Below are 26,993 nucleotides of genomic sequence, written 5' to 3' on the forward strand. Positions count from 1 at the left end.
GTGCTGAGATTCTTCGTACGAAGAATCTTGGGCCACCGCTTAAAATCTGATGAAATTGAGTTGCGGCATTTTGATCTGGCGCATTTTCTCGACGGACTTTCGTGCTTATATTTCGTCGTGTTGGTGAAGAGGATGCCATGGCTTTGAAATCGCTTAAGAAGCAACGACGCATTCAGGTGATTGCGCTTGCGACGGTCGCTCTTGTCTTGTCCACGGCCTTGATCGGCTATGGCATGCGCGACGGAATCAATTTCTTCCGGTCACCCAGCCAGATCGCGGAAGAACCGCCCGCGCCGAACGAGGTGTTTCGCATCGGCGGATTGGTTGCGGAAGGGTCGATTGTCAGAGGGCAGGGATCGTCCGTCACCTTTAGCGTGACCGATGGCGGTGCCACAGTGCCGGTGGTCTATACCGGGGTTCTGCCAGACCTGTTTTCAGAGAATGAGGGCATGGTGGGCACGGGCCGTTTGGTGAACGGGGTGTTCGAGGCGACCGAAATTCTGGCCAAGCATGACGAGGAATACATGCCGGCCGAAGTGGTGGACGCGCTGAAAGAACAGGGCGTTTACAAGGAACCGGACGCCGAAAGCTAAGGGCGATTTAATACACACGCATGGAAAAGGCCGCGCGGGTGTTGCGCGGCCTTTTCTGTATGTGGGCTGGAGTTCAGCGCTTGAGAATGGAGCGGCCTGCGTATTCGGCGGTTTCGGCCAGCATTTCTTCGATGCGGATCAACTGGTTGTATTTCGCCAACCGGTCCGAGCGCGCCAGCGAGCCGGTTTTGATCTGACCGCAATTGGTGGCAACGGCCAGGTCGGCGATGGTGGCGTCCTCGGTTTCGCCCGAACGGTGGCTCATGACATTGGTAAAGCGCGCGCGGTAGGCCATGTCGACTGCCTTGAGCGTTTCGGTCAGGGTGCCGATCTGGTTCACTTTGACCAGCATGGAGTTGGCGCATCCCTTGGCGATGCCATCTGCCAGGCGGGTCGGGTTGGTCACAAACAGGTCGTCGCCGACCAGTTGCACGCGGTCGCCCAAGGCATCGGTGAGGGCCTTCCAGCCGTCCCAATCGTCTTCCGACATGCCGTCTTCGATCGAGATGATCGGATAGTCGTTCACCAGCGCTTCGAGATACGCGACGTTTTCATCGGATGACAGGGTCTTTCCTTCTCCGGCAAAGACATACTTGCCGTCCTTGAAGTATTCTGTTGCCGCGCAATCGAGGGCGAGCATGATGTCATCCCCCGGAGTGTAGCCCGCTTTTTCGATGGATTTCAGAATGAAGTCGAGCGCATCGCGGGTCGAGCCCAATTCGGGCGCAAAGCCGCCCTCGTCACCCAGCCCGGTGGACATGTCGGCAGCGGACAGCTCTTTCTTGAGCGTGTGGAAGATCTCGGAGCCCATGCGCACCGCGTCGCGGATGTTGTCGGCGGCGACCGGCATGATCATGAATTCCTGAATGTCGATCGGGTTGTCCGCGTGTTCGCCGCCATTGATGATGTTCATCATCGGGACCGGCAGGATACGGGCCGAGGTGCCGCCGACATAGCGGTAGAGCGGCTGGGCCGAGAAATCGGCAGCAGCCTTGGCCACCGCCAGGCTGACGCCAAGGATCGCGTTGGCCCCCAAACGGCTTTTGTTTTCGGTGCCGTCGAGTTCGATCATGCCAAGGTCAATGGCCACCTGTTCGGTCGCGTCCATCCCGACGATATCGTCGGCAATCTCTCCGTTCACGGCGGCGACGGCGTCCAGAACGCCTTTGCCCATGTAGCGGGCTTTGTCGCCATCGCGCTTTTCGACGGCTTCATATGCGCCGGTTGACGCACCGGAGGGAACGGCCGCGCGGCCGATGGTGCCGTCTTCCAGAAGAACGTCGACTTCGACGGTCGGGTTGCCCCGGCTGTCAAGGATTTCGCGGGCGTGAATGTCGATGATGGTGCTCATGGGCGGATCGTCCTGACTGGCTTTTGTTGCGGGCGGTATAGCAGGGCGCGGCGCAAAGTAAACCGGCTGTGATAGCGCTAACGGTCGTCTTGAACACAGGTGGGGGCCGTCGCCAATTCGATGCGGTGCAGCTTGCGTTCGCGCAAAACGGTGTAGATGCCGGACGCCACGATCAGGGCTCCGCCAACCAGCATCCAGATGTCGATACTCTCACTAAACAGTGTCACCCCAAGCACGACGCCGAACAAAAGCCGGGAATACCGAAACGGTGTGACAACCGAGATGTCACCAATGCGCATTGACGCCGTGATCGCGTAGTACCCCGCGATCGTGGGGAGGATGACCAGCGCAAACAATCCCCACTCGCGCGTGTCCGGAATGGACCACGGGTCTGTAAACGGGATCAGCATGAGCGCAGAGACAAGGAAGGACGCAAAGCCGACTGTCGCAAGCTGCAGGTTGCTCAGCGTTTTGGGCGCGGCGCGGGTTGCCAGATCGCGGGCGGCAAGGGCGAGCATTGCGCCGACCGCCAGCAAGGCAAAGACGTCAAATCCCTCCGTGCCGGGGCGCAGAATGATCATCACACCTGTCAGCCCGGCAAAGATCGCACACCAGCGCCGCCATCCGACCTGTTCCTTGAACAGGACGACCGCGCCTAGCGCGACCACCAACGGACCCGCTTGTGTGACGCTTGTCACAAGCGACAGGGGCGACACGGCCAGCGCGTTGATCATGAAAAGGGCTGCGATCACGTCAGATGCGCCACGGATCAGAACCGCGGGATGGCGCATGTCGCGGGTCAGGATGGGTTGCCGTTTGGACAGGCTCAGCAGGACAAACGCGCCTGTGCCGATGACCCCCATCGTCATCAGGATCTGGCTGAGTGACAGGCCGTCGGACAGAAACTTGATGCCGGTATCGCCAAGCGCAAATCCCGCCATGGCGAGGATCATAAGGGTGATGCCTTGAAGGTTCTGCATCCCCTGCAGCTACGCGGGTTTGCCTGCAGACACCAGAGACCGCATCCCGCATTTTTTGGCTGGGCTTCGCGCGCCGGGCCGGGCTTCGCGCGCCGGGCCGGGCGCGGATTATTTCTTGACCGGCACGCCGTAGAGCTCAAGTTTGTGGCCCTTGAGCCGATACCCCAGCTTGGCCGCGATTTTTTCCTGTAGGGCTTCGATCTCGGGATCAACAAACTCGATCACTTTGCCGGTTTGAAGATCAATCAGGTGATCGTGGTGATCGCGCTCTGCATCTTCGTACCGCGCGCGTCCATCACCAAAATCCACTTTTTCCAGAATGCCGGATTCTTCGAACAGCTTGACGGTTCGGTAGACGGTCGCAATCGAGATATTGGGGTCCAGTCCGGACGCGCGGGCATAGAGTTCTTCGACATCGGGATGATCGTCGGAATCCTGAAGGACCGTGGCGATGGTCCGGCGTTGGTCGGTCAGTCGCAACCCTCTGGCTTCGCAACGCGAGATGATGGTGTCGGACATTCCGGACCCCTAATTGCTCGTCGCGCGTGGTTTATCGCGCTGTGTCGTGCAATGCCAGAAGCTGGTTTGAAAAATTACGCGGCACGGCGCAGGTGAACAAGGTAGAGCGCCAGTGTTCCGACGACGATGGCACCGCCCAGAAGCATGCGGAATGTGGGGGATTCGTCGATCACAACCCAGACCCAGATCGGTGCAAGCACGGTTTCCAGAAGCAGGACCAGACTGACATTGACCGATGCGGTATGACGGGATGCCTCGGACATGAGGAAGAATGACACGGGCAGGACAAACACACTTGCCAGCGCAATGGCCCATGTGGTGCCGGCCAGCATCGCTGCGGGCGTGGTGAGCGCGAACGCACTGGTTCCCGCCAGAAGCGCACCGATCCCGACCGCCGACAGCATCGGCATGTCCGGGTTGTGCCGGAGCAAGGTAAAGCTGAGCGCGAGACTGATGGCCACGCCAAAACCGCAGGCGATCCCGGGAAGGGTGCTTGCAGAAAAGGACACATCGCCTTTGCCCGAAATGGCAAGCGCGATGCCGATGCTGACCACAACGATGGTGGCCCAGGTCGCAGGTCCTGTGGGTTGGCGATACAGCGCCCATGACAAGAGCGCCGCCCAGATCGGCACGGTTGCCACGGCGATCAGCACCACCGCCACCGGTGCCAGCGAAATCGCCGTCGCAAAAAGCGATGCGTTTGCCCATTGCGCAAGGATCAGGGTGACCCCGACACCGCAGGCCAGCCTTGGGATATGGCGCAGCTGGCCGATCAGCGCAGCCGCGATCAAGAAAAGTGTGCCCATCGCAAGGCCGCGCCACGCCACAAGAGGCGCGGCGCCGAGATCAGAGAGACGGATCAACAAGGCGTCCGGCGTCAGGATCAGGACGCCGAGCACCGCCAGCAGGATGCCTTTCATTCAGGTGTCAGCTGTAAAGCGGCTGAACCCCCATCTGCATGTGCAGGGCGTTGACGGTGGGTTGATCCAACTCCATCGCACGGGCCAGCGCATCAAGGTATTGCGCTTCGGGTTGGGTATCGAGACGGATAGTCATCAGCGACGCCGAATAGACCTGCGCGCGCAATGGGGCGGGCGTGTCCTTGGCCAACCCTTCGACATCAATCGGTGCGGCCAGTTGTTCCTGCACAAAGGCGATATCGTCTGCATCCGCATCGTCGCCAACGGTGTCGATGATCTTGGCGCGTTCGGCGTCGTCGATGCCGCCATCCGATTTCGCCGCCTGGATCATGGCGCGCAGCATGAGGGCTGCGGTTTGTTCGGCCTCGGGGGCCGCTGCGCCGGAACTGGCGAATTGATCTAGCATGCCGCCCATGTTCTTGCCCCCCATGGCTGCCATGCCACCGGCGGCGGCCAGCAACCCGGCCAGACCTGCGCCACCCGCGCCGCCCATCTGGGACAGCAAGCCACCCTTGTCACCGGAATCGGGCGCGGCTGCACCGCCGCCCATCATGGACGACAGGTCCAGACCCCCCGATTGCAGCTTTTCCATGATCCCGGCGAGCGGGTTGTCGCCGCCTGCGCCGCCTATCATCTGACCCATCTGGGCCTGAATTTGTGCCATCGGGTTGTCGCCCGGCACTTGTGCGCCGCCCATGAGGCCGCCCAGTCCCTTGCCACCAGAGAGGTGATCCACGCCTCGCGCGGTTGCATATCCGATGGCGACTTTCGCCAGTGTTCCCATGAGGCTCATTGATCATCTCCAACTAACTTATTCTGGCACGATGACAGATTCGGTCGGCACTGGCGACCGGTCTGTCACTGCGTGGCCGTTGAGATATGGGCGCTTGTGGGTTCAGGTTCCGCAGAACGTGGCGCGTACGACTTCGGAGTCTGTCGGCGGGCGGCGCAGGTCTTCGGTGTCCGGTGAGGGGCGATAGGGATCTGCGTAAGCGGCCATCAAGCGCTGGAACGGGCCGTCATCCCCCTCGGTCGCGGCTGTGATCATTGCCTCAATCCGGTGATTGCGCGGGATCAGCACCGGATTGGCCGCCTCCATGACTGCAATCGGGTTGTCTTCGTCGTCGATCCGCGCCTTCCATGTGTCCGCCCAGACGTCAAATTCCATCGGATCCAAAAAGTGATCCCGCGCCGTGCCGTCGATCAGGCCTCGGAACGTGTTGGTGAAATCGGCCTTCGCGGATTCCATCGCGCCGAGCAAATCGCTGATCAGTTTTGCATCTTCGGGCTTGGGGTCTGCCAGTCCGATTTTTGCCCCGAAGCGTTTGAGCCATTCGGCGCGGATCATCTCTGGCATCTTGTGGATTTGTGCGGTGAACGGTTCTACTGCGGCTTCCGGGTCGGGCATCAGGGGGAGGAGGGCCGTCGCCAGTTGGGCCATGTTCCAGACGATGATGTCGGCCTGCGCGGCATAGCTGTACCGCCCATAGCGGTCGATGGACGAAAACACCGTCTCAGGATGGTAGCTGTCCATGAAGGCGCAGGGACCGTAATCAATGGTTTCGCCTGCGATGCTGCAATTGTCGGTGTTCATGACGCCGTGGATGAACCCGATGCTCAGCCAGTGCGCGACAAGCGCCGCCTGTTTGCGCATCACCGCATCCAGAAACAGCGCCGGGTCGGTGGCGTCGGGGGTGTGGCGGGCAACCGCGTAATCAAAAAGCGTTTGAAGCGCCTGCGTGTCGCCGCGCGCGGCAAAGACCTGGAAGGTGCCGACGCGGATGTGGCTTTGTGCAACGCGCGTCAGCACTGCTCCGGGTAGCGGGCGTTCGCGGATCACCGCCTCGCCGGTGCGCACGGCGGCCAAAGCGCGGGTGGTTGGGACGCCAAGCGCGTGCATGGCTTCGCTGACCACGTATTCCCGCAGAACCGGGCCAAGCCATGCGCGCCCGTCGCCCATGCGGGAAAACGGCGTCTGGCCTGATCCCTTGAGCTGGATATCCCAGCGTATGCCATCCGCGCCAATGGTTTCACCCAAAAGGACCGCGCGCCCATCGCCAAGCTGGGGATTGTACTGGCCGAACTGGTGACCCGCGTAAAGCTGCGCCAAGGGGCTTGCCCCGTTTGGCACCATGTTGCCGGCAAAGATGGCGGCCATGTCGGGATCATCCAGCCCGTCGATGCCAAGCTCGCGCGCCAAGTCGGTGTTGAACGCAATCAGCGATGGGTCTTTGACAGGGGTGGGTTTGACCCGGGCAAAGAAACCTTCGGGCAGGGTGGCGTAGCTGTTGTCGAACGGGATGTGTAAAGTCATGCCGCTGATATAGGTGTTGAGGGGCGCGCGTGCCAGTGACGTGTCGGTCTACAACACGCGCGACATCAGCACGTAGTCGTCCCGCGATTGGAACCGGGCGCGTGCATAGAATTTGTGAAGCGTGTCGTCAGACCGCTTGGCCTCAAGATGCAAGGCGCGGATGCCGCCCTCTTTCAGCGCTTTGGCCAGCCCGTCCAGTGCCTCGCTGCCCATGCCCCGGTTGCGCACGGCGCTGCGGATGAAAAGCTCGTCCACCATGGCGTCCAGACCGCCAAATTCGACCGACCAGCCAAAGGACACCACGACATAGCCCACCGGCGCGCGGCGCGGGCCAATCAGCCAGACAGCCCCGTGCGGGCTGCCTTCCAAGAGCGGAAGGATCGCGTTTTGCTGGTGCTCTTCGGTTGTGTCGAACCCTTGATGGGCGTGAAACGACGCCACCAGCGGCAGGAGTTTTGGCAGGTCTTCCGCGGTGGCCAGGTGTAGCGATCTCATAGTCGGGCCAGACGCTCTGTGAGCAGAGCAAAGAACCCGTCGGCGTCGATGTCCCCGATGAAGGTCGCGTTGGCCGGGCGGTCCGTCACGCCCCACCAGTCGGCGACGGTCATGCCAAGGGTCAGGTCCGACGCGGTTTCGATCTCGACATTGATGTGACGCCCGGTGAACAGATCGGGGTTGATCAGGTACGCTGTCACGCAGGGGTCGTGCAGGGGCGCGCCATCGCTGCCATATTTCTCCTTGTCGAACCGTTCGAAGAAATCCGTCATTTCGGCCACGGCCTCACCCACCGGTGTGCCGATGGCGCGGAACGCGTCATTGCGGGGCGGGGTGACCAGCGCTTTGTGGGTGACATCCAGCGGCATCACGGTGATCGGTGCGCCGCAGGCAAACACGATCTTGGCGGCTTCGGGATCGACATAGATGTTGAACTCGGCTGCCGGTGTGATGTTGCCCACTTCGAAATAGGCCCCACCCATCAACACGATTTCCTGAATGCGGTCCGCGATGTCCGGCGCGCGTTCCAGCGCGGTGGCGATATTGGTCAGCGGGCCGAGCGGGCACAGCGTCACGGTGCCCGGTGCCTCGGTGCGCAGCGTGTCGATGATGAAATCGACCGCGTGCTGATCCTGCAGCGGCATGGTCGGGTCGGGCAGGGTGGGGCCGTCCAGCCCGGTTTTGCCATGCACATGTTCGGCGGTGACCAGCTTGCGCGCCAAAGGTGCATCACATCCCGAGAACACCTTTGTGTCCGGCTTGCTTGCCAGTTCACAGACAATGCGCGCGTTTTTCTCTGTCAAAGGCAGCGGCACATTGCCCGCAACCGCCGTGATCCCAAGCACGTCCATGTCCTCGGGCGAGGCCAAGGCCAGCAGGATTGCCACCGCATCGTCTTGTCCGGGGTCTGTGTCGATGATGATCTTGCGCGGTGCCATGGTCGTCTCCTGTCGTTGCGGAGGTGGTGACATGGGACCACCGCAGGTTCAAGCGGGATCATATGCGCGGGCGAGGCTTTGCCGTTGCGACGTGCAACGCAATTGCACGGCAACACAGGCATGGTAGTCTGGGGCCTTCAGGTGCGAAATCAGTTTACATTATCTGCGTTAGCGCTAACAAAGCGCCAAACGAATTAGAATCGGAAGGCCTTCCCTATGGTGTCCCGCGTTATTCCCGTTGAGCCCTTTGACCTGGTTATCTTTGGCGGAACCGGCGATCTGGCCCGTCGCAAGATCCTGCCGGGGTTGTTCCGACGGTTCTGTGCCGGTCAGATGCCCGAAGGATCACAGATCATCGGCGCGGCGCGCTCTGACATGGACGATGCCGGGTACCGGAAAGTGGTGGCCGACGCGGTTGGGGAATTTGGCGGTGGGCGCGACTGTGAAAGCGGCACGCTGGACGCGTTTCTGAACACCATCCACTACGTCACCACGGACGCCATGGGAGACGGCGGCTGGGAAACGCTGAACGGCAAGATGCGTGATGGGCATGTGCGGGCGTTCTACTTTTCGGTTGGGCCGTCGCTCTTCGGGCACCTGGCGGAACGGTTGCATCGGTTTGGGCTGGCCACGCCGGACAGCCGCATCGTGGTTGAAAAACCCTTTGGTCACGATCTGGAAACCGCCAAGGCGCTGAACGCCACACTGGCCGAGCATTTTGATGAAACCCAGATATACCGGATCGACCATTATCTGGGCAAAGAAACCGTGCAGAACCTGATGGCCGTCCGGTTTGGCAATATGCTGTTCGAGCCTTTGTGGAATTCGCAATATGTCGATCACATCCAGATCACGGTGGCGGAAACCGTGGGTGTCGGGGGGCGCGGCGGGTATTACGACAAGTCCGGCGCGATGCGGGACATGGTTCAGAACCATTTGATGCAGCTGTTGTGCCTGATCGCGATGGAGCCACCGGCAAAGTTTGATCCGGACGCAGTACGGGATGAAAAGCTCAAGGTGATCCGCGCGCTGGAGCCGGTGGACTGGCACCATATCGTGCGTGGGCAATACGCGGCGACAGAGGATGAACCGGGTTACCGCGACGATGTCGAAAACCCCAAATCGCGGACCGAGAGTTTTGTGGCGATGAAGTGCCATATCTCGAACTGGCGCTGGGCGGGCACGCCGTTTTACCTGCGCACCGGCAAGCGGCTCAAGGCGCGTGCGTCCGAGATTGCGGTGGTGTTCAAGGATGCGCCCCATTCGATCTTTGGCGCGGATGCGGGACGGCATCGCAACGTGCTGGCCATCCGCTTGCAGCCCAATGAAGGCATGACGCTGGATGTGACAATCAAGGAACCGGGTCCGGGCGGGATGCGCCTTTTGGATGTGCCTTTGGACATGAGCTTTGCCGATGCGTTGGGGCCGGATGCCGAAGAAGCGCCGGATGCGTATGAGCGACTGATCATGGACGTGATCCGGGGCAACCAGACGCTGTTCATGCGCGGTGACGAGGTCGAGGCCGCCTGGGCGTGGACCGATCCCTTGATCGAAGGCTGGCAGACGCGCAATGATGTGCCCAAGGTCTATGACGCCGGAAGCTCTGGCCCCGAAGATGCATTGATGCTGATGCACCGGGACGGACGCAAGTGGCGGGAGATCAAGGCATGAGTTACGACTTCCAATCCTATCCCGACCGGGAAATGCTGGCGATTGATCTGGCCAACAAGCTGGCTGGTGATCTGCGCAGCATCCTGCGGCATGAAGAGCGTGTGGTTCTGGCGGTACCGGGCGGCACGTCTCCGGGACCTGTCTTTGACGACCTGTGCGCGGCTGATCTGGATTGGTCGCGCGTGGATGTGATGCTGACCGATGAACGCTGGGTGCCCGAAGACAGCGAACGGTCCAATACGCGGCTGATCCGTGAGCGGCTGCTGGTGAACCGGGCCGCCGACGCGCGGTTGCTGCCGCTTTACGTGCCCGCCCATGAACCCGAAGAGGTGCTGGCCGAGATCGAAGCGCAGATTGCCAACGAACTTCCCTTGGCGGTGGTGCTGCTGGGGATGGGCGCGGACATGCATACCGCGTCGATTTTCCCGGGGGCAGATCAGTTGACCACTGCCTTGGCACCGGATGCCCCGATCCTTGTGCCAATGCGCGCGCCCGGCGCGCCCGAGCCGCGCATCACGCTGAGCGCGCGTGTCTTGAACGAGGCGATCCGCAAGCACGTTTTGATCTACGGCACGGACAAACGCATCGCGTTGGAGCAGGCCATGCATCTGCCGCCGGAAGATGCGCCAATCAAAGCCGTGATCAGCGGCGCAATTGTGCATTGGGCGGAGTAAAGACATGTGGACAGACCTGAAAACCGCGGCTGAGGCCGCCACAACCCGTTCGATCATGGACCTGTTCCAGGCAGACCCAGATCGCGCAGAGACATTCAGCCTGGCAGCATTTGACATGCTGTTCGACTATTCCAAAACCCAGATTGATGCGGCGTCGCTGGAGGTGCTGCTTGGCCTTGCAAAAGACGCAGGTGTCGCCGAACGGCGCGATGCGATGTTTGCAGGCGCGCGGATCAACGAAACCGAAGATCGCGCCGTGTTGCACACCGCGCTGCGCAATCTGGATGGCGATGCTGTTCTTGTGGACGGTCAGGACGTGATGCCCGATGTGCTGGACACGCTGGCGCGGATGGAGACGCTGGCGGGCGAGGTGCGTGCCTCTGACGTGACCGATGTGGTGAATATCGGGATCGGTGGGTCGGACCTTGGCCCTGCGATGGCGTATCTGGCTTTGGCCCCCTATTGCGACGGGCCGCGCTGCCATTTCGTATCGAACGTGGATGCTGCGGATATCGCGGATACGTTGCGCGGATGTGATCCGGAAAAGACGTTGTTCATCGTGGCGTCCAAGACCTTTACCACCATTGAAACCATGACCAACGCGCGCACCGCGCGGGCGTGGTTGCAGGACAACGGGGTGTCCACAGACGGGCGCTTTATCGCGCTGTCGTCCAATGCAGACGCGGCGGCGGAGTGGGGGATCCCGTCCGAACGTGTGCTTGGGTTCGAAGACTGGGTCGGCGGGCGTTATTCGATGTGGGGTCCGATTGGCCTGTCGCTGATGATCGCCATCGGGGCGGAGGGCTTCAAAGCCTTCCTGCGCGGCGGTCAGGCCATGGATCGGAATTTCCAGTCCGCAGACCTGTATGAAAACATGCCGGTGCTGTTGGCACTGGTGGGCATCTGGCACAATCAGGGGCTAGGTCACGCCACCCGAGCGGTGCTGCCTTATGACAACCGGCTGTCGCGCTTGCCCGCCTATCTGCAACAGCTTGAAATGGAATCGAACGGCAAGTCGGTTGCGATGGACGGCACGGCCTTGCCGGTCAATTCCGGGCCGGTGGTCTGGGGGGAACCCGGCACCAACGGCCAGCACGCGTTTTACCAGTTGATCCATCAGGGCACGCGCGTTGTGCCGTGCGAATTTATCGTGGCCGCCGAAGGGCATGAGAGCGATCTGCGACATCACCACGAGCTTTTGATCGCCAATTGTCTGGCGCAATCCGAAGCGCTGATGCGGGGGCGGTCGCTGGACGAGGCGCGGGTAATCATGGCGGCCAAGGGGCTGACGGGTGACGAACTGGACCGGCAGGCCCGCCATCGGGTGTTCCCGGGCAACCGTCCGTCCACAACGCTGATGGTGCCGAAAGTCACGCCCGAGGTGCTGGGCCAGATCATTGCGCTCTATGAACACCGGGTGTTTGTCGAAGGGGTGATCCTGGGGATCAATTCCTTCGATCAATGGGGTGTTGAGCTTGGCAAGGAGCTGGCGACATCGCTTGGGCCGCTTGTCAGCGGTGATGCACCGGCGGATGGCAAGGACCCTAGCACCCAAGGCCTGCTGGCCTATGTGAAGCGTTATTCCTGAGCGACGGGCACGCCGTCGACAGTGTGAAAATGTGCCTTCAACGGCTCGGGCAACGGGAAACGGCCAGAGCCATCGGGTTGCAACAACACGATTACACAGGTGAAGGCGGCGCGCTTGGTGCCGCCTGACCAGATTTCCTGGTGCATGGTGAAGCTGGTGTTCCGATAGGCGATTGTCTTGGAGACGATGACGTAATCCTCGTCCGCGCGCATTTCCTGCAACCACTCCATTTCGCCATGCCGGATGACGATGCGTGGTTCAACGGCCGCGTTCTTGTAGGCGGACAGGTTGATTTGCTTGAAGTAACTCACCCGCGCGGTTTCGAACCAAATCAGGTAGGCCACGTTGTTGACGTGGTTCAGCGGGTCAAGCTCGGAAAACCGAACGCGGTCGGCGAGGGCCAGCGGCCAGATCTCTGGCAAGCCGGCGGCGCGTTGTTCCGCGTCAGAGAGCGGCGTGAGGTAGGGGATCTGTGTCATGGCGCATGGGTGTCAATCCGCGCGGGGAATGTCAAACCCTGGCGGTGCCAACTCGAACCCTTCGAATTGAAACGCTGGGCTCACCGTGCAGCCCACCAGCGTCCAATCGCCCGTTGACCGTGCCGCCTGCCAGTGGTGGCTTGGAACGATGATCTGCGGCGATTGTCCGGCAAAGATGTTGGGTCCCAATTCCTGATCTGTTGCCGGGCCAGTCGCTGAGGCGGCCAGTGACAAGATCAATGGTGCGCCTGCGTAGTAGTGCCAGATCTCGGCAGCATCGACGCGGTGCCAATGGCTGTGTTCCCCGGCGCACAGCAGGAAATAGATGCAGGTGCCAGCGGGTCGGCCTGGACCGTCGGCGCTCCATGTCTGACGGTAATGCCCACCTTCGGGATGCGGTTTCAGATCGAGATGCCGGATGATGTCACCGGCGGATTGTAATGTCATTTCATATACCTGCCTGTTTGTGCGTCGCGCAACGCCCGCGCCGTTGGGTCTTCGTTAAGGCCAGCTTTGCAGTGTTTGGCCAGCAGGGCAATCGGAGGTGGACATGGGACGGTCGGACCAGAGCGTGCGGCAGATCGCACAGGACATCGTGCGCCGCGAAGGGGGATATGTGAATGACCCCGATGATCGGGGCGGGGCCACCAACTATGGCGTGACGATTCACACGATGCGCCGGTTGGGGCTGGATCTGACGGGCGATGGCGCTGTGACATCTGCGGATGTGCGCCGCCTGACCGCAGCGCAGGCGACCGACATTTTTGTCGAGCATTATTTCACCCGCCCGCGGATTTCCGAACTTCCGGTCGATCTGCACGCCACGGTTTTTGACATGTATGTCAATGCGGGGCGCAACGCGGTCACGATCCTGCAACGTCTGTTGATCAAGATGGGATTTGTCGTGCGGGTCGATGGCATCATCGGTCCCAAAACGATTGCGGCAACGGCGCGGGCCATGGCCGCAGCGCCGGATCATCTTGTTGACGCCTACGGGATTGAACGGCGGACCTATTACTTTGCGCTGGCAGACCGCCGCCCGAGCAATCGCAAATATGCCCGCACGCGGGCTGGCGGCAAGGGGGGCTGGATCACCCGTGCGGAAAGCTTCATCGCCCGCCGATATCACATGAGCCAAGTGGCATTCGAACAAAGGACAGCAGCATGGGATTGATTGAACAGGTGTTTTCCCTGGTCTTCGGCTCGGGCCGCAACGCGATCAAGGAAACAGCAGAGGTGTTCCGCCCCAATGCCGAGGCGCAGGCGGAACGTGATCACGGATTGCACAGCGCGGCGCTGCGGCAGTTCGGGATCGAGTTTCTGACTTCCCGGCGCGGGGGGTTTGACCGATTCATGGACGGTCTGAACCGGGTGCCCCGTCCGGCGTTGGCGCTGGGCACGCTGGGCCTGTTCGTGGCGGCGATGGTTGATCCTGTCTGGTTTGCGGCGCGCATGGCGGGCATTGCCCTTGTGCCAGAGCCCTTGTGGTGGTTGCTGGGAGCGATTGTCAGCTTTTACTTCGGTGCCCGGCATCAGGCCAAAGGGCAGGATTTCCAGCGCGATCTGACGGCCCGGATGGGTGCCGCGCTGCCGGAGGTGTTGCGCCAGATCGAGACGGTTGAAACGTCAACCCCCGAACCCGCCACGGTTCAGACCGAAGGCAATGCCGCACTTGATGAGTGGGCGGCGCGTCGTCGCGACGGATAGCCCTGCGGTCGTTGCGACAATGTGAACCGATATCCAAGCCAAATGTTATTGGTCGCCAGACCTGCGACGCCTATACTGATCGACATGGTTACAGAGCTTGGTCACTTCGCCCTCATCCTCGCGTTTCTTGTCGCGATCGTGCAATCCATTGTCCCGCTTGTCGGGGCGCATAAACGCTGGCCGGGATGGATGGCCGTGGCCGAACCTGCGGCGACGGTGCAGTTCCTGCTGACGGCCTTCAGTTTTGCAGCGCTGACCTATGCGTTTGTGATCTCCGACTTCTCGCTTCGGCTGGTGTGGCTCAACAGTCATTCGGCCAAGCCGATGCTGTATAAAATCAGCGGTGTCTGGGGCAATCACGAAGGATCCATGTTGCTTTGGGTGCTGATCCTGACCCTGTTCGGCGCGATGGCGGCGTGGTTCGGCAAGGGTCTGCCCCCAACATTGCGCGCCCGCGTGCTGGCGGTGCAATCGGCCGTGGCTGTCGCGTTCTTTGCCTTTATCCTCTTTACCTCCAACCCGTTCCTGCGCCTTGCGGTGCCGCCGTTTGACGGGCAGGACCTGAACCCGCTGCTTCAAGACCCGGGCTTGGCCTTCCATCCGCCGTTTCTTTATCTGGGCTATGTGGGCCTGAGCATCTGCTTCAGCTTTGCCGTTGCTGCCCTGATCGAAGGGCGTGTCGATGCCGCGTGGGGCCGTTGGGTGCGCCCGTGGACATTGGCTGCGTGGACCTTCCTGACCATCGGCATCGCGCTGGGGTCGTGGTGGGCGTATTACGAACTTGGCTGGGGTGGGTTCTGGTTCTGGGATCCGGTGGAAAACGCGTCCTTCATGCCATGGCTCTTGGCGGCAGCGCTTTTGCACTCTGCCATCGTGGTGGAAAAACGCGAGGCGTTGAAAAGCTGGACGATTTTGTTGGCGATCCTTGCCTTTGGGTTCTCTCTGATCGGGACATTTATCGTCCGGTCCGGCCTTCTGACATCGGTTCATGCCTTTGCGAATGATCCGGAACGTGGCGTGTTTATCCTGATGATCATGGTGTTCTTCACCGGTGGCGCGCTGACGTTGTTTGCCTGGCGGGCCAGCGTGATGGAGGCCAAGGGCATCTTTGGTGTCGCCAGCCGCGAAAGTGCCATCGTGGCCAATAACGTGTTACTGGCGGTCAGTTGTTTCGTGGTCTTCGTTGGCACCATGTGGCCCGTCGTGGCGGAAATGTTCTTTGACACCAAGCTCAGCGTTGGGGCGCCGTTCTTTAACATGGCGTTTACGCCGTTCATGGTTTTGCTGGGCCTGTTATTGCCGATTGGGTCGATGCTCAGCTGGAAGCGCGCCAAGGTGGGGCGGACGATCCGGCAGCTGGTTCCTGCGTTTATCCTTGGTGTTCTGATCCTTGGGCTGTTCTGGACCATGCAAACCGGCAAGAGCCTGCTGGGCCCGGTGGGAATGTTCCTTGGCGTTTGGTTGCTGGCCGGGGCGGTCATCGATCTGCTGAACCGCACAGGTCAAAAGCGTGACCTGTCGCGGCTGTGGCGGCTTCCGCGGGCGGATTGGGGCAAGGCCACTGCGCATATCGGTTTGGGCGTCACCATGGTGGGTATTGCCGGGCTGATGGCCTGGCAGGAAGAAGACATCCGCGTGGCCAAGGTGGGGGAACCCTTTACCGTGGGCAGCTTTGAACTGGAACTGATGGGCGTGAATGACGTGCGCGGCCCGAACTACTATTCGACCATGGGTGACGTGATCGTGCGCCGTGATGGCGAACAGATTGCGTTCCTGCAGCCTGAAAAACGCGACTATCCGGTAGCACAAATGCCAACCACCGAAGCGGCGATTGATTACCGGTTCCTGCGCGACATCTACGTGGTGATCGGGGATGAGCAGGCGGATGGCGGCTGGGTCATCCGGACCTATATCAAGCCGCTAGCGAACTGGATCTGGGCGGGGTCCATCCTGATGGCGCTTGGCGGTTTCCTGTCGCTGTCGGATCGGCGCTACCGGGTTGCTGCGGGTGAAAAGAAGGTCCGCGCTCCGCAAGGTGTGCCTGCGGAATGACCAAAGCGTTGACCATGCTCAAGGCGGGGCTGCTGGTCCTGATGATGGCCACGATGGCTGTGCCCGTGATGGCGGTGCAGCCGGACGAAGTGCTGGAAGATCCCGCGCTGGAAGATCGGGCGCGGGAGTTGTCCAAGGGGCTGCGGTGCCTGGTGTGCCAGAACGAGAGCATTGACGAATCAAACGCGCCTCTTGCCCGCGAACTGCGTATCGTCGTGCGGGAACGGTTGGTCGAAGGTGACAGCGATGACGAGGTGATGGACTATCTTGTCGAACGGTACGGCGAATTTGTGCTGCTGAAACCGCGCACTGATGGGTGGAACATGATCCTCTGGCTGTCCGGCCCGGCGCTGTTCCTGATCGCCCTTGGTGTTGGCGCAAGCTATATCCGGTCGCGGTCCAAGGCCGCCGCCCCAACTGAGGCCGCGTTGTCAGACGACGAAAAGAAGCGGCTGGAAGAGTTGCTGAACGAATAATCCGGGCGTTCGTGACGCCGCGTTGGGCTTTGCCAATCGCTGTGCTTCGGTGTTTGATGCGCGCGATTGAATTCAGGAGTGCCCCGCGCATGCAATACGACACCATCGCCTTTGACATCACCGACGATATCGCCACGGTCAAACTGAACCGTCCCGAAGTGATGAATGCGCTCAATACCCAGATGCGAGCCGAAATCACGGATGCGGTTCTCGAAGCGGGCAAATCGGCCCGCGTGGTGGTTCTGACGGGGGAAGGGCGATCCTTTTGTTCCGGACAGGATCTGGGTGATCGCGCCAATGCCGCCAACCTGGACCTGGAACGCACGCTGCGGGACGAATACGTGCCGATGCTGCGGGCCATCTTTGATTGCCCGGTGCCGACGATTTCGGCGGTGAACGGGGCTGCGGCAGGGGCGGGGGCGAACCTTGCGCTGGCCGCGGATGTCGTAATTGCCACTGAATCGGCGTTCTTTTTGCAGGCGTTCACCCGTATTGGCCTGATCCCGGACGCCGGGGGCACCTATTACCTGCCGCGTCAGATGGGGCTGGCCAAGGCCATGGGCGCGGCGCTGTTTGCCGACAAGATCTCGGCCAAGCAGGCGGATGACTGGGGTATGATCTGGGAAGCCGTCCCGGATGCCGGTTTTCAAGAGCACTGGAAATCCCGGGCGGCGCATTTGGCCAAGGGGCCAACCGCAGCATACCAGCGCGTCAAGCAATCCATCCGGGGATCGTTCGACAATGATCTTGAGGAGCAGTTGGCCCTCGAAGCAAAACTGCAGGGCCAGTGCGGCAAGACGCGCGATTTCAAGGAAGGCGTTGTCGCGTTTCTTGAGAAACGCCCGGCGCAGTACGAAGGACGTTAATGCGCTCAGGGGGCTTTCGGGGCGGTGAGTTTGAAATACACGCTGTCAGACCATTCACCATTGACGAAGTAGGTGTTCTTGGCCTCACCGGTCTGCACAAACCCGGCCTTGCGCAAAGTCGCGACTGACGCGGCGTTGCGGGGGTCAGCGTCTGCCGTCAGTTGCGGGTAGTGCAGATCGTCGAAGAAGTAGGGGATCATGGCCCCAAGCGCTTCGGTCATGATTCCTTGCCGCCAATGCGCGGCGCCCAGGATAAACCCGATCTCGTCGCCTTCATGCACGCCGCCACAGCCGATGGCATGCCCGTCCCGTTCCAGCACGAAGTATGTCAGAACGGACTGTGACGCAGAGATATGGCGCTTGACCATAGCCTCGGTCTCTCGCCTGTCCGCATGCGGTGGCGTGGACCAATGGCGCATGACCTCGGGATCGCCATAGACCGCAAACAGATCATCAACGTCGCCCATCTTCGGGCCGCGGAGCAAAAGGCGGTGTGTTTTCAGTTCAACCATACAAAGCAGGCCGCCCGAAGGCGGCCTGATTGTCAAACAGTTTCGTGGTCCGGCGCGTCAGCGCTTTTCGATATCCACGTAGTCGCGTTCCGTCGGCCCCTGATAGAGCTGACGCGGGCGGCCAATCTTCATCTGTGGATCTGCCAATTGCTCTTTCCACTGCGAAATCCAGCCAACTGTCCGGCTGAGCGCAAAGATCGGCGTGAACATGGAGGTCGGGAAGCCCATCGCTTCGAGGATGATGCCGGAATAGAAATCGACATTCGGGAACAGCTTCTTTTCGGCAAAATAGGGATCGGCCAGCGCGGCGCGTTCCAGTTCTTTGGCCGTCGCAAGGACCGGGTTGTCTTCGACACCCAGCATGTCCAGGATTTCGTCCGCAGACTGCTTCATCACGGTCGCGCGCGGATCGAAGTTCTTGTAGACGCGGTGGCCAAAGCCCATCAGACGGAACGGATCATCCTTGTCCTTGGCGCGGGCGATGTATTCCGGAATACGGTCCGGTGTGCCGATTTCCTTGAGCATCTCAAGGCAGGCCTGGTTTGCCCCACCATGCGCCGGACCCCAAAGACAGGCGATGCCCGCCGCGATGCAGGCAAACGGGTTGGCCCCGGAGGACGACGCCAGTCGCACTGTCGATGTCGACGCGTTCTGTTCGTGATCGGCATGCAGGGTAAAGATCCGGTCCATGGCGCGGGCCATGATCGGGTTGACCACATATTCCTCGGCCGGGACGGCGAAACACATGTGCAGGAAGTTCGCCGCGTAATCGAGATCGTTGCGCGGGTACACAAATGGCTGACCAATGGAATACTTGTACGCCATTGCCGCAATCGTGGGCATCTTGGCAATCAACCGGTGCGACGCGATCTCGCGCTGGCGTTCGTCGGAAATATCGGTGCTGTCATGGTAGAAGGCGGACATCGCGCCAACCACACCCACCATCGTGGCCATCGGATGCGCATCGCGGCGGAACCCACGGAAGAAGTTGTGCATCTGCTCGTGGATCATCGTGTGATTGGTGATCGTCGTCTCGAAATGCTCAAGCTCTTTCGCCGAGGGCAATTCGCCGTACAGCAGCAGGTAGCAGACCTCTAGATAGTGCGATTTGCTGGCCAGTTGATCAATCGGATACCCCCGGTGCAGCAATTCGCCCTTGCCACCGTCGATAAAGGTGATGGTGCTGTCGCAGGCCGCGGTCGACGTGAAGCCGGGGTCGTAAGTGAAAACACCCGCAGACCCGTAAAGTTTGCGAATATCAATGACGTCTGGCCCCGCAGTTGGTGAATAGATCGGCAGATCATAGGTTTCACCATCAATGGTCAGCGTCGCAGTTTTAGAGGTGTCAGACATACGTGGTCCCTTCGTCTCAATGCTTTGAACGGGGGTTCAAAGCCAACAATTCTGAAGCTGCGAACGACTTCTGAACACGTGTCAGGAGCCCTCGTCAGCAGATGCATCCGCCAAACGCGCAATGGTTTCATCGCGCCCCAGTACCAGCATCATATCGAACACACTCGGCGTCACAGCTCGGCCTGCGAGCGCCGCCCGCATCGGGCCCGCCAGCTTACCAAATTTGGTCCCGTGCTCTTCTGCAAATCGGGATGTGACGGCTTCAAGCTCGTCGCGGGTCCAGCTAGCATTTTGCAGCTGCGGCGTCAACGATTGCAGTATACCACGGGATACCGTATCCAGCTGCTTTGCCGCTTTCTCGTCCTGCGAAATCGGCCGAGACGCGAGAACAAATTCAGCCTTTTCAAGAAGTTCGGGGAACGTTCGGGCCCGCTCCTTGAGGCAATACATCGCACGGGCCATCCCATCTTCCTGCGCGTCACTCAGCGCGGGTTTGTCCGCTGCTGCCAGATACGACTTTAGTTCATGCAGCAGCGCAGCATCGTCCCCGGCGGCAATGTGCTGCCCGGTCAGATTCTCCAGTTTCTTGAAATCAAGCCGCGCGGGCGACTTGCCGATTCCGGTCAGATCGAACCACTCTTTTGCCTGATCATCGGTAAAGAATTCGTCATCGCCGTGGCTCCAGCCAAGCCGGGCAAGGTAATTGCGCATGCCCGCCGCCGGATAGCCCATGACCTGATACTCTTCGACACCCAACGCGCCATGACGTTTGGACAGTTTCTTGCCATCAGGCCCGTGAATGAGTGGGATATGCGCCCAGACCGGCACGTCCCACTCCATCGCGGTGTAAATCCCCATCTGACGGGCGGCGTTGTTCAGATGATCGTCGCCTCGGATCACGTGTGTCACGCCCATGTCGTGATCGTCGACCACCACCGCCAGCATGTAGACCGGCGTCCCGTCCGAGCGCAGCAGCACCATATCGTCCAACTGATCGTTGCGGATGGTCACGTCGCCCTGCACCTGATCCTTGATCACGGTATTGCCGTCCTGCGGAGTCTTCAGGCGAATGACATATGGCGCGTCAGGATGCGTGCTTGCATCGGCATCGCGCCACGGGCTTTGGAACAGGGTGCTCTTTCCCGCTTCGCGAGCCTTTTCGCGGAAGGCTTCAATCTCGTCCTGGGTCGAGAAACACTTATACGCCGCGCTCTTGGCCAAGAGCTCATGCGCCACTTCGGCGTGACGGTCTGCGCGGTCGAATTGGCTGACCACCTCGCCATCATGGTCGAGCCCAAGCCAGTCCAGCCCCTTGAGAATGGCCTCGGTGGCTTTGGGGGTCGAGCGCGCGCGGTCGGTGTCTTCGATGCGCAGCAGGAACTTGCCGCCACGCCCGCGCGCATACAGCCAGTTGAACAACGCCGTGCGCGCGCCACCGATATGCAGGAAACCGGTGGGCGACGGAGCGAAACGGGTGACGATCTGGCCGGACATGGGCGCGTTTACCTTTCATTCACCATAGGGGAGATATCTTACCGGTCTCTTAACCAGCACCTTGAACGGGGGCAAGCATGGCGCGGGTCTTGTCGGGGATGGCCAACCTCCTTTTGGCGCAGAGCGGTGGCCTGTTTCCCTTTGTTCCGGTGTTTCTCGGCTGTGGCATTTGCCTGTATTTTGCGCTGCTGATTGAGCCGCCCATCACGGCGCTGATCCTGTGCGGGTGCATCGGCGCGCTGCTTCTTGGTGGGTATGCGGTCAGCCGATCCGCGTTTTCGCCCCTGCTTTGCGCCTGCGCGATGGTGTTTCTGGGGATCACCCTTGCCGGGATGCGATCTCATATCGTTGCCGGGCCGGTCATCGACTGGCGTTATTACGGGCCGGTGACGGGCCGCGTAGTGGCGATGGATCGCTCGGCCTCGGACGCGGTGCGCATCACGCTGGACCACGTCTGGCTGCGGGATGTGCCCTTGACGGAAACGCCCAGACGCGTGCGCCTGTCGCTGCACGCAAAAGACCCGGGTGCCGTGCCGGAGCCGGGGATGATCGTGATGACAACCGGCCATCTGGGTCCACCCGGCGGCGCGGTTGAACCGGGTGGCTTCGATTTCCGCCGCCACGCATGGTTCCTGCGTCTTGGGGCGGTCGGCTATAGCCGCGTCCCGCTCGTGGTGTGGGACGCGCCCACGGGCGGCCAGTGGGTGTTTCGCACCCGTATGGCCCTGTCCGCGCGCATTCAGGACACGTTGACCGGTGCATCCGGGGCCTTTGCCGCCGCCATCGTAACCGGGGATCGCAGCGCCATCCCGCAGGACGTGTTGCAAGCGCTGCGCGACACCAATCTGGCGCATCTTCTGGCGATCTCGGGCCTGCATATGGGATTGGTCAGCGCATTTGTCTTTGCTGTCCTGCGACTTGGCCTGTTGCTGACGCCTGTCGGGTTGCGGTGGCCGGTCAAGAAAATCGCAGCGCTTGGGGCCTTGTGTATCGCGGCGTTCTATCTGGCGCTGTCCGGGGCCAATGTCGCGACCGAGCGGGCGTTTGTGATGGTGTCCGTGATGCTTGTTGCGGTCATGTGCAACCGCCGCGCCATTTCGCTGCGCGCCGTGGCGCTGGCGGCCATCATTATTCTGGCGATGCATCCCGAAGCGGTGCTGGGTCCCGGATTTCAGATGTCCTTTGCGGCAACAACCGCCCTTGTCGCGGTGTTCGGGGCGCTGCGCGACAGTGCAACGCGCCTGCCACGGCACCGTGTCCTGCGTGGCATCGCGTCCGTAGCGCTGTCATCGGCCATCGCGGGGGCGGCTACCGCACCTTTTGCGATGGCGCATTTCAATCAGGTCGCGCAATACGGCCTACTGGCCAACCTGGCGACGGTCCCGCTGATGGGGCTTTTGGTGATTCCGTCTGCGGTGACCGCCATTTGCCTGATGCCGGTCGGGCTTGAGGTGATTGGCCTTGTTCCGATGGGGTGGGGGGTGGATTGGATTCTCTACGTGGCCCAAAGCGTTGCCGATTGGGACGGCGCGGTCCGCCCCGTGGTCACGCCGCAGCCCAGTGTCTTGCCGCTGATCGCGCTTGGCGCGTTGGGCGTGGTGATCTGGCGTGGTCGCGCAAGCTGGCTTGGGTTTGCTCCGATTCTTTGTGCGTTTTGGCTTTGGTCGCAGGCCGACCGGCCGCAGATCCTCGTGGCAGAGGGCGGAACGCTGGTAGGGGTTATGACGCCCGAAGGGCGCGCCCTGTCGCGGCCCAAAGGCACAGGCTTTGTCGCCGGTGTCTGGCTTGAAAATGACGGGCAGGGGGCGGATCAGGAAACCGCCGCCGCGCTTTGGCCTGGCCGTGCGTCGGTGAACATTCACCACCTGCATGGCAAACGCGCAGCGGCGGGGTTTGACGGATGTGACACCGGCGACGTGATCATCGCCAGTGCGGATTTGCCGACCGTTGCCAATGCCAACTGCCTGATCCTGCAGCGCAAAGACTTCAAATCCACCGGAAGCCTTGCGATCTCAATCGACGCAAGCGGGGCCTACCGGATCGAAAAAGCGCGCGACCGTGCGGGCGCGCGCCTTTGGAATGACAAAACCGTCCGGCAAGGTCAGTAGGTACGGATCAGCCCCACCAAACGGCCCTGAACCTTCACATCCCCCACTGGAAGAATGCGCGGCTCATAGGCCGGGTTTGCCGCTTCAAGGATGATGCTTTCGCCTTTGCGTTTGAACCGCTTGAGCGTTGCCTCGTACCCTTCGACCTGCGCCACAACGATATCGCCGTTTTCCGCGCTTGAGGTTTCGCGGATCACCACGACGTCGCCATGATTGATCCCGGCGTCGATCATCGAATCGCCTTTGACCTCAAGCGCATAATGCTTGCCGCTGCCACTCAGCATGGCACCGGGAACGGTGACCCGGGGCGGCACATCGTTGATTTCCTGAATGGGAACCCCGGCGGCAATCCGGCCCATCAGGTCCAGATCCACCGCATCCGCTGTCTGCACCGGCATCGCATCTGACGGGGTAGGTGCGTCCGGTACATCCCCGTCAATCACCACAGGCCGGAACCCGGGCTGTTTGGCGGCAAGCGTGTCGGGCAGTTTCACGATCTCGATCGCGCGCGCCCGGTGCGCCAGTCGCCGGATAAAGCCACGCTCCTCCAGCGCGGTGATCAGGCGGTGAATGCCCGATTTTGAGCGCAGATCCAGCGCCTCTTTCATCTCGTCAAAACTGGGCGGCACCCCGTCGCGGGCCACCCGTTTGTTTATAAATTCCAGCAAGTCCAATTGTTTTTTCGTCAGCATGTTCTGCCTCCGCTCGCGTGATCCTCGCCTTTTGTTCTACGGATGTTCTTGTTTTGTGTCAAGAATCACAATGATCCACCAGATTTAGCGGATCGGCAGGTACTCAACACGGTCGCCAGCGGCGCGTGCAGCGTCGTTCGGAGGCCGGACAATGAGCGCATCCGCCTGGCCCAGAATGCTGAGCAAAGAGCTGTCCTGCGACCCGAACGCAACCAGCCCGCCATGGTCGAACCTCGCCCGCATGTAGTGTTCGCGGGTCCCGTTGGCGGGCAATTCCTTGGCCAGCGCTGCGCTGCGACGGGGGGCAGGTTCTGCCGCAAGCCCCAGAAGGGCGCGCACCACGGGCGCGATAAACACATGTCCGCATACCATGGCCGAAACTGGGTTTCCCGGCAGTCCGATCATCATCGCCGTACCAAACCGCCCCGCCATCAGCGGTTTGCCGGGGCGCATCGCCACTTTGTAGAACGTCTGGTCAAAGCCAAGCTGCGGCGCAAGGTTGGCCACGACATCATGGTCCCCCACCGAGGCACCCCCGATGGTGATGATCAAATCCGCGCCCGCCGCCAGATCAAAGGCGGTTTTCAACGACGCCTCATTGTCCCGCGCAATCGGCAACAGGCGTGGCACCGCTCCCAGATCGCGCATCAGTGCGTGCAGGCCCATCGTGTTCGAGGCAATGATCTGGTCCGGTCCGGGCGTTTCACCGGGCATGACCAATTCATCCCCGGTCGAAATCAGCGCCACAACCGGACGCCGTGTGACCGGCACTTCGGCGATGTTCATTGCGGCCATCAGGGCAATGTCATTCGGCCCCAGAACGCGCCCGGCGGTGATACGGTCCCCAACCCGGAAATCGCCACCTGCCGGACGGATATAGGGATTGTCCTCCAGCCTGTCGCCAAGGGTGACCTCGTCACCGTCGCGGGTGACGTCTTCCTGAATGACGATCCGAGTCGCCCCTTTTGGCACCGGCGCGCCGGTAAAGATCCGAACCGCCTCGCCATCGCCAACCGTTCCGTCAAACCCGTGCCCCGCAGCGGCTTCGCCCACCACCGTCAATGTCAGACCGGGGGCGGCGTCGCGCACCGCATAGCCATCCATGGCCGAACCATCAAACGGCGGCTGGTCGCGGGTGGCCGCCACATCTTCGACCAGCACACGCCCATGCGCCTCAAGCAGCGGCACGGTCTCGGACCCGAGCGGAGTCGCCAGCCCGAACAGATGCTCCAGCGCCTCGGCGACCGAAATCATGACGCCTCAAAGCGTCCGGATTTGCCGCCATCCTTGAGGATCACGCGAATGCCGGTGATCTCCATCGCCTTGTCCACGGCTTTGGCCATGTCATAGACGGTCAGCGCGGCGGTCGACACGGCGGTCAGCGCTTCCATTTCAACCCCGGTCTGCCCTGTGGTCTTGACCGTCGCTTCCACCCGCAGGCCCGGCAGGTCCGGCTCAGGGGTCAGTTCCACGGCGACCTTGGTGATAGGCAGGGGATGGCACAGCGGGATCAGCTCCGGCGTTTTCTTCGCGCCCATGATCCCCGCCAATCGCGCCACACCAATCACGTCGCCTTTCTTGGCACGGCCTTCGGTGATGATCTCAAACGTCTCCTGCGCCATCCGGACATAGCCTTCGGCCACCGCCACGCGTGAGGTCACAGCCTTGTCCGACACGTCCACCATATGGGCGTCGCCCTTGGCGTCGAAATGGGTCAGGCCGCTCATGCCGCCACCGGATCGACCAACAGGCTGCGCGTTGCTTGGGTGACATCCTCTTGTCGCATCAGACTTTCTCCGATCAGGAAACTGCGCGCCCCGCAGGAGGCCATATCGGCCAGATCGGCGGGTGTGAACAGACCGGATTCTGAAATCAGCATCCGGTCCGCCGGGACATGGCGCGACAGCTCCCGCGTGGTTTCAAGCGTGGTTTCGAATGTGTTGAGATTGCGGTTGTTGATGCCAATCAGCGGCGATGTCAGCTTCAGCGCTCGGTCCAGTTCCGCGCGGCCATGCACCTCGATCAAAGCATCCATCCCCCAGTCAAACGCTGCCGCTTCCAGTTCTGCCGCCTGTGCGTCGCTGACGCTGGCCATGATGATCAGAATGCAATCGGCCCCAAGGCTGCGGGCTTCGGCCACTTGGTAGACGTCATACATGAAATCCTTGCGCAGCGCGGGCAGGGTGGTTGCGCCGCGCGCGGCCACCAGAAACTCTTTCGCGCCCTGAAAACTGGGGGTGTCGGTCAGAACCGACAGACAGGTCGCACCCCCCGCCTCATAGGCCCGGGCCAAAGCTGCGGGATCGAAATCCGCGCGGATCAACCCCTTGGAGGGTGAAGCTTTCTTGATCTCGGCAATCAATCCATAACCGTCTGTCTGCGCAGCCTTCAAGGCCGCGCCGAACGGGCGTACAGCCGAGGCGGCCTTGGCGGCGGCTTCGACCTCTGCATAGGGCGTCTTGGCCTTGTCGGCGGCAACTTCGTCCAGCTTGTAGGCCTTGATCTTGTCAAGAATGGTGGGGCTCATGGTGTTGTCCAGTTGATCGCGGGTTGGCCCTGATCTGTAAGCCAAGCGTTCACGGTGGAAAAGGGGCGGGAGCCGAAAAACCCGCGCCGGGCCGACAGGGGCGAGGGATGCGCGCTTTGCACCACCAGATGCCCGTGCCCGGCCAGACGCGGCGCATGGGCGCGCGCATCATTTCCCCACAGGACAAACGCGCGGGGTCGGTCGGACAGATCGTCCAGCACCTGAGGCACCAGCGTTTGCCAGCCCAAACGCCGATGCCCACGGGCCTCCCCGGCGGGCACGGTCAGTACATCGTTCAGCAACAACACCCCCTGATCGGCCCAGAACCGCAGGTCGCCATTGGGCGGCACATCCCCCAGATCCGCGCGCAACTCCTTGAAAATATTCCCCAAAGAGCGTGGCAACGGCGTGACGTCCGGAGCCACGGAAAAGGCAAACCCCTGCGCATGGCCTGGTGTCGGGTAGGGGTCCTGTCCAAGGATCACCACCCGCACATCGGCAGGGGCACAGGCCTCCAACGCGGCAAAGACCCGGTCCGCAGGCGGCAGAACCTCCCGATCCTCTGCCAGAAGCGCGTCCTCGATCCCCGGGAACGCCTCGGCGAAAAACGGCAGATGCGCCCAGGCATCAGGAACCCGCGTCATCACCCGCACCCAGCCTGCAACATCTCTGTTTCCAAAATAC

The 26,993-nt window shown here is 61.3% G+C and carries 28 protein-coding genes; 10 read left to right on the forward strand and 18 right to left on the reverse strand.

Features of this window, described 5'->3' with window-relative positions:
- Positions 1–137: 137 nt before the first annotated feature.
- Positions 138–593 carry a cytochrome c maturation protein CcmE gene (ccmE, locus tag MWU54_RS13000; RefSeq protein ID WP_247084516.1) on the forward strand — a complete coding sequence of 152 codons (456 nt, stop codon included), beginning with the start codon at positions 138–140 and terminating at the stop codon, positions 591–593.
- 73 nt (positions 594–666) lie between these two features.
- Here ccmE and eno read toward each other — a convergent pair whose 3' ends face one another.
- The 8 genes from eno to MWU54_RS13040 form a co-directional block, all read right to left on the reverse strand.
- Entirely contained in the window at positions 667–1,944 is a 1,278-nt protein-coding gene (eno, locus tag MWU54_RS13005; RefSeq protein WP_247084518.1) for a phosphopyruvate hydratase, read from the reverse strand.
- A 77-nt stretch (positions 1,945–2,021) separates the two neighbouring features.
- Complete coding sequence (locus MWU54_RS13010; RefSeq protein ID WP_247084520.1) at positions 2,022–2,924, reverse strand: DMT family transporter; 903 nt, start codon at positions 2,922–2,924, stop codon at positions 2,022–2,024.
- Positions 2,925–3,032: 108 nt separating this feature from the next.
- Positions 3,033–3,443 (reverse strand): Fur family transcriptional regulator, encoded by a 411-nt coding sequence (locus tag MWU54_RS13015; protein ID WP_247084522.1) that lies wholly within the window; start codon positions 3,441–3,443, stop codon positions 3,033–3,035.
- 74 nt (positions 3,444–3,517) lie between these two features.
- On the reverse strand, positions 3,518–4,363 hold the full coding sequence (locus MWU54_RS13020) for a DMT family transporter (RefSeq protein WP_247084524.1): 846 nt from the start codon (positions 4,361–4,363) through the stop codon (positions 3,518–3,520).
- A gap of 7 nt (positions 4,364–4,370) precedes the next feature.
- Positions 4,371–5,156, reverse strand: coding sequence for a DUF533 domain-containing protein (locus tag MWU54_RS13025; RefSeq protein ID WP_247084526.1), 786 nt, complete (start codon positions 5,154–5,156; stop codon positions 4,371–4,373).
- A gap of 102 nt (positions 5,157–5,258) precedes the next feature.
- A complete protein-coding gene (locus MWU54_RS13030) occupies positions 5,259–6,677 on the reverse strand; it encodes a protein adenylyltransferase SelO (protein WP_247084528.1) in 1,419 nt (472 codons plus the stop codon).
- A gap of 48 nt (positions 6,678–6,725) precedes the next feature.
- The gene (locus MWU54_RS13035; protein ID WP_247084530.1) at positions 6,726–7,172 is read right to left on the reverse strand and encodes a GNAT family N-acetyltransferase; all 447 of its coding nucleotides are present in this window, start codon (positions 7,170–7,172) and stop codon (positions 6,726–6,728) included.
- The gene (locus tag MWU54_RS13040) at positions 7,169–8,110 is read right to left on the reverse strand and encodes a nucleoside hydrolase (protein WP_247084532.1); all 942 of its coding nucleotides are present in this window, start codon (positions 8,108–8,110) and stop codon (positions 7,169–7,171) included. Before MWU54_RS13040 ends, MWU54_RS13035 begins: the two co-directional genes overlap by 4 nt.
- Before the next feature lie 216 nt (positions 8,111–8,326).
- Here MWU54_RS13040 and zwf point away from each other — a divergent pair, with 216 nt between their 5' ends.
- Genes zwf through pgi form a run of 3 tightly spaced genes read left to right on the forward strand, consistent with a single transcriptional unit; the run spans position 8,327 to position 12,043 of the window.
- Entirely contained in the window at positions 8,327–9,781 is a 1,455-nt protein-coding gene (gene zwf, locus MWU54_RS13045) for a glucose-6-phosphate dehydrogenase (protein WP_247084534.1), read from the forward strand.
- Positions 9,778–10,455: a 6-phosphogluconolactonase gene (pgl, locus tag MWU54_RS13050; RefSeq protein WP_247084536.1), complete on the forward strand. Its 678-nt coding sequence runs from the start codon at positions 9,778–9,780 to the stop codon at positions 10,453–10,455. Before zwf ends, pgl begins: the two co-directional genes overlap by 4 nt.
- Positions 10,456–10,459: 4 nt before the next feature.
- On the forward strand, positions 10,460–12,043 hold the full coding sequence (gene pgi / locus MWU54_RS13055; protein ID WP_247084538.1) for a glucose-6-phosphate isomerase: 1,584 nt from the start codon (positions 10,460–10,462) through the stop codon (positions 12,041–12,043).
- Here the strand turns inward: pgi and MWU54_RS13060 are convergent.
- Together MWU54_RS13060 and MWU54_RS13065 are read right to left on the reverse strand one after the other, a co-directional pair.
- Positions 12,034–12,522 (reverse strand): thioesterase family protein, encoded by a 489-nt coding sequence (locus tag MWU54_RS13060; RefSeq protein WP_247084540.1) that lies wholly within the window; start codon positions 12,520–12,522, stop codon positions 12,034–12,036. The two genes, pgi and MWU54_RS13060, sit on opposite strands and share 10 nt — an antisense overlap.
- Positions 12,523–12,534: 12 nt before the next feature.
- Positions 12,535–12,969 (reverse strand): cupin domain-containing protein, encoded by a 435-nt coding sequence (locus MWU54_RS13065; protein WP_247084542.1) that lies wholly within the window; start codon positions 12,967–12,969, stop codon positions 12,535–12,537.
- Positions 12,970–13,072: 103 nt separating this feature from the next.
- Here MWU54_RS13065 and MWU54_RS13070 point away from each other — a divergent pair, with 103 nt between their 5' ends.
- The 5 genes from MWU54_RS13070 to MWU54_RS13090 all read left to right on the forward strand — a co-directional run bounded on the left by MWU54_RS13070 (position 13,073) and on the right by MWU54_RS13090 (position 17,623).
- Positions 13,073–13,696, forward strand: a complete 624-nt coding sequence (locus MWU54_RS13070; RefSeq protein ID WP_247084544.1) for a holin-associated N-acetylmuramidase — start codon at positions 13,073–13,075, stop codon at positions 13,694–13,696.
- On the forward strand, positions 13,687–14,229 hold the full coding sequence (locus MWU54_RS13075; RefSeq protein ID WP_247084546.1) for a holin family protein: 543 nt from the start codon (positions 13,687–13,689) through the stop codon (positions 14,227–14,229). The genes MWU54_RS13070 and MWU54_RS13075 overlap by 10 nt, the downstream gene beginning before the upstream one ends.
- A gap of 84 nt (positions 14,230–14,313) precedes the next feature.
- Positions 14,314–16,281 carry a heme lyase CcmF/NrfE family subunit gene (locus MWU54_RS13080; protein ID WP_247084548.1) on the forward strand — a complete coding sequence of 656 codons (1,968 nt, stop codon included), beginning with the start codon at positions 14,314–14,316 and terminating at the stop codon, positions 16,279–16,281.
- Complete coding sequence (locus MWU54_RS13085) at positions 16,278–16,757, forward strand: cytochrome c-type biogenesis protein (RefSeq protein WP_247084550.1); 480 nt, start codon at positions 16,278–16,280, stop codon at positions 16,755–16,757. Before MWU54_RS13080 ends, MWU54_RS13085 begins: the two co-directional genes overlap by 4 nt.
- Before the next feature lie 89 nt (positions 16,758–16,846).
- Entirely contained in the window at positions 16,847–17,623 is a 777-nt protein-coding gene (locus MWU54_RS13090; protein WP_247084552.1) for an enoyl-CoA hydratase-related protein, read from the forward strand.
- A 5-nt stretch (positions 17,624–17,628) separates the two neighbouring features.
- On the opposite strand, the gene MWU54_RS13095 is transcribed toward MWU54_RS13090, so the two are convergent.
- From MWU54_RS13095 to gltX, 3 genes are all read right to left on the reverse strand, one after another.
- On the reverse strand, positions 17,629–18,135 hold the full coding sequence (locus MWU54_RS13095) for a GNAT family N-acetyltransferase (RefSeq protein ID WP_281496107.1): 507 nt from the start codon (positions 18,133–18,135) through the stop codon (positions 17,629–17,631).
- 57 nt (positions 18,136–18,192) lie between these two features.
- On the reverse strand, positions 18,193–19,488 hold the full coding sequence (locus MWU54_RS13100; RefSeq protein ID WP_247084556.1) for a citrate synthase: 1,296 nt from the start codon (positions 19,486–19,488) through the stop codon (positions 18,193–18,195).
- Positions 19,489–19,569: 81 nt separating this feature from the next.
- The gene (gltX, locus tag MWU54_RS13105; RefSeq protein WP_247084558.1) at positions 19,570–20,982 is read right to left on the reverse strand and encodes a glutamate--tRNA ligase; all 1,413 of its coding nucleotides are present in this window, start codon (positions 20,980–20,982) and stop codon (positions 19,570–19,572) included.
- 77 nt (positions 20,983–21,059) lie between these two features.
- On the opposite strand from gltX, the gene MWU54_RS13110 reads away from it, so the two are divergent.
- A complete protein-coding gene (locus MWU54_RS13110; RefSeq protein WP_247084560.1) occupies positions 21,060–23,090 on the forward strand; it encodes a ComEC/Rec2 family competence protein in 2,031 nt (676 codons plus the stop codon).
- Here the strand turns inward: MWU54_RS13110 and lexA are convergent.
- The 5 genes from lexA to MWU54_RS13135 form a co-directional block, all read right to left on the reverse strand.
- Entirely contained in the window at positions 23,084–23,782 is a 699-nt protein-coding gene (gene lexA, locus MWU54_RS13115; RefSeq protein WP_247084561.1) for a transcriptional repressor LexA, read from the reverse strand. The genes MWU54_RS13110 and lexA overlap by 7 nt on opposite strands.
- Before the next feature lie 84 nt (positions 23,783–23,866).
- Positions 23,867–25,036 (reverse strand): gephyrin-like molybdotransferase Glp, encoded by a 1,170-nt coding sequence (gene glp, locus MWU54_RS13120; RefSeq protein WP_247084564.1) that lies wholly within the window; start codon positions 25,034–25,036, stop codon positions 23,867–23,869.
- Positions 25,033–25,509 (reverse strand): cyclic pyranopterin monophosphate synthase MoaC, encoded by a 477-nt coding sequence (moaC, locus tag MWU54_RS13125; protein ID WP_247084566.1) that lies wholly within the window; start codon positions 25,507–25,509, stop codon positions 25,033–25,035. The genes glp and moaC overlap by 4 nt, the downstream gene beginning before the upstream one ends.
- Positions 25,506–26,309: an indole-3-glycerol phosphate synthase TrpC gene (gene trpC / locus MWU54_RS13130; protein ID WP_247084568.1), complete on the reverse strand. Its 804-nt coding sequence runs from the start codon at positions 26,307–26,309 to the stop codon at positions 25,506–25,508. The genes moaC and trpC overlap by 4 nt, the downstream gene beginning before the upstream one ends.
- Complete coding sequence (locus MWU54_RS13135) at positions 26,306–26,953, reverse strand: uracil-DNA glycosylase (RefSeq protein WP_247084570.1); 648 nt, start codon at positions 26,951–26,953, stop codon at positions 26,306–26,308. Before MWU54_RS13135 ends, trpC begins: the two co-directional genes overlap by 4 nt.
- Between the last annotated feature and the right edge of the window lie 40 nt (positions 26,954–26,993).

Source organism: Marivita sp. S6314, from assembly GCF_023015985.1.
GTDB lineage: Bacteria > Pseudomonadota > Alphaproteobacteria > Rhodobacterales > Rhodobacteraceae > Marivita.

Excerpts from the sequence above, each read along its gene's own strand:
- MWU54_RS13100 (WP_247084556.1), bottom strand. The coding sequence starts at position 19,488 with ATGTCTGACACCTCTAAAACTGCGACGCTGACCATTGATGGTGAAACC.
- moaC (WP_247084566.1), bottom strand. The coding sequence starts at position 25,509 with ATGAGCGGCCTGACCCATTTCGACGCCAAGGGCGACGCCCATATGGTG.
- lexA (WP_247084561.1), bottom strand. The coding sequence starts at position 23,782 with ATGCTGACGAAAAAACAATTGGACTTGCTGGAATTTATAAACAAACGG.
- ccmE (WP_247084516.1), top strand. The coding sequence starts at position 138 with ATGGCTTTGAAATCGCTTAAGAAGCAACGACGCATTCAGGTGATTGCG.
- MWU54_RS13035 (WP_247084530.1), bottom strand. The coding sequence starts at position 7,172 with ATGAGATCGCTACACCTGGCCACCGCGGAAGACCTGCCAAAACTCCTG.
- MWU54_RS13060 (WP_247084540.1), bottom strand. The coding sequence starts at position 12,522 with ATGACACAGATCCCCTACCTCACGCCGCTCTCTGACGCGGAACAACGC.
- MWU54_RS13135 (WP_247084570.1), bottom strand. The coding sequence starts at position 26,953 with ATGACGCGGGTTCCTGATGCCTGGGCGCATCTGCCGTTTTTCGCCGAG.
- pgi (WP_247084538.1), top strand. The coding sequence starts at position 10,460 with ATGTGGACAGACCTGAAAACCGCGGCTGAGGCCGCCACAACCCGTTCG.
- MWU54_RS13015 (WP_247084522.1), bottom strand. The coding sequence starts at position 3,443 with ATGTCCGACACCATCATCTCGCGTTGCGAAGCCAGAGGGTTGCGACTG.
- trpC (WP_247084568.1), bottom strand. The coding sequence starts at position 26,309 with ATGAGCCCCACCATTCTTGACAAGATCAAGGCCTACAAGCTGGACGAA.
- MWU54_RS13065 (WP_247084542.1), bottom strand. The coding sequence starts at position 12,969 with ATGACATTACAATCCGCCGGTGACATCATCCGGCATCTCGATCTGAAA.
- MWU54_RS13085 (WP_247084550.1), top strand. The coding sequence starts at position 16,278 with ATGACCAAAGCGTTGACCATGCTCAAGGCGGGGCTGCTGGTCCTGATG.
- MWU54_RS13095 (WP_281496107.1), bottom strand. The coding sequence starts at position 18,135 with ATGGTTGAACTGAAAACACACCGCCTTTTGCTCCGCGGCCCGAAGATG.
- MWU54_RS13090 (WP_247084552.1), top strand. The coding sequence starts at position 16,847 with ATGCAATACGACACCATCGCCTTTGACATCACCGACGATATCGCCACG.
- MWU54_RS13080 (WP_247084548.1), top strand. The coding sequence starts at position 14,314 with ATGGTTACAGAGCTTGGTCACTTCGCCCTCATCCTCGCGTTTCTTGTC.
- MWU54_RS13070 (WP_247084544.1), top strand. The coding sequence starts at position 13,073 with ATGGGACGGTCGGACCAGAGCGTGCGGCAGATCGCACAGGACATCGTG.
- MWU54_RS13030 (WP_247084528.1), bottom strand. The coding sequence starts at position 6,677 with ATGACTTTACACATCCCGTTCGACAACAGCTACGCCACCCTGCCCGAA.
- zwf (WP_247084534.1), top strand. The coding sequence starts at position 8,327 with ATGGTGTCCCGCGTTATTCCCGTTGAGCCCTTTGACCTGGTTATCTTT.
- MWU54_RS13010 (WP_247084520.1), bottom strand. The coding sequence starts at position 2,924 with ATGCAGAACCTTCAAGGCATCACCCTTATGATCCTCGCCATGGCGGGA.
- MWU54_RS13075 (WP_247084546.1), top strand. The coding sequence starts at position 13,687 with ATGGGATTGATTGAACAGGTGTTTTCCCTGGTCTTCGGCTCGGGCCGC.
- eno (WP_247084518.1), bottom strand. The coding sequence starts at position 1,944 with ATGAGCACCATCATCGACATTCACGCCCGCGAAATCCTTGACAGCCGG.
- glp (WP_247084564.1), bottom strand. The coding sequence starts at position 25,036 with ATGATTTCGGTCGCCGAGGCGCTGGAGCATCTGTTCGGGCTGGCGACT.
- gltX (WP_247084558.1), bottom strand. The coding sequence starts at position 20,982 with ATGTCCGGCCAGATCGTCACCCGTTTCGCTCCGTCGCCCACCGGTTTC.
- MWU54_RS13040 (WP_247084532.1), bottom strand. The coding sequence starts at position 8,110 with ATGGCACCGCGCAAGATCATCATCGACACAGACCCCGGACAAGACGAT.
- MWU54_RS13110 (WP_247084560.1), top strand. The coding sequence starts at position 21,060 with ATGGCGCGGGTCTTGTCGGGGATGGCCAACCTCCTTTTGGCGCAGAGC.
- pgl (WP_247084536.1), top strand. The coding sequence starts at position 9,778 with ATGAGTTACGACTTCCAATCCTATCCCGACCGGGAAATGCTGGCGATT.
- MWU54_RS13025 (WP_247084526.1), bottom strand. The coding sequence starts at position 5,156 with ATGAGCCTCATGGGAACACTGGCGAAAGTCGCCATCGGATATGCAACC.
- MWU54_RS13020 (WP_247084524.1), bottom strand. The coding sequence starts at position 4,363 with ATGAAAGGCATCCTGCTGGCGGTGCTCGGCGTCCTGATCCTGACGCCG.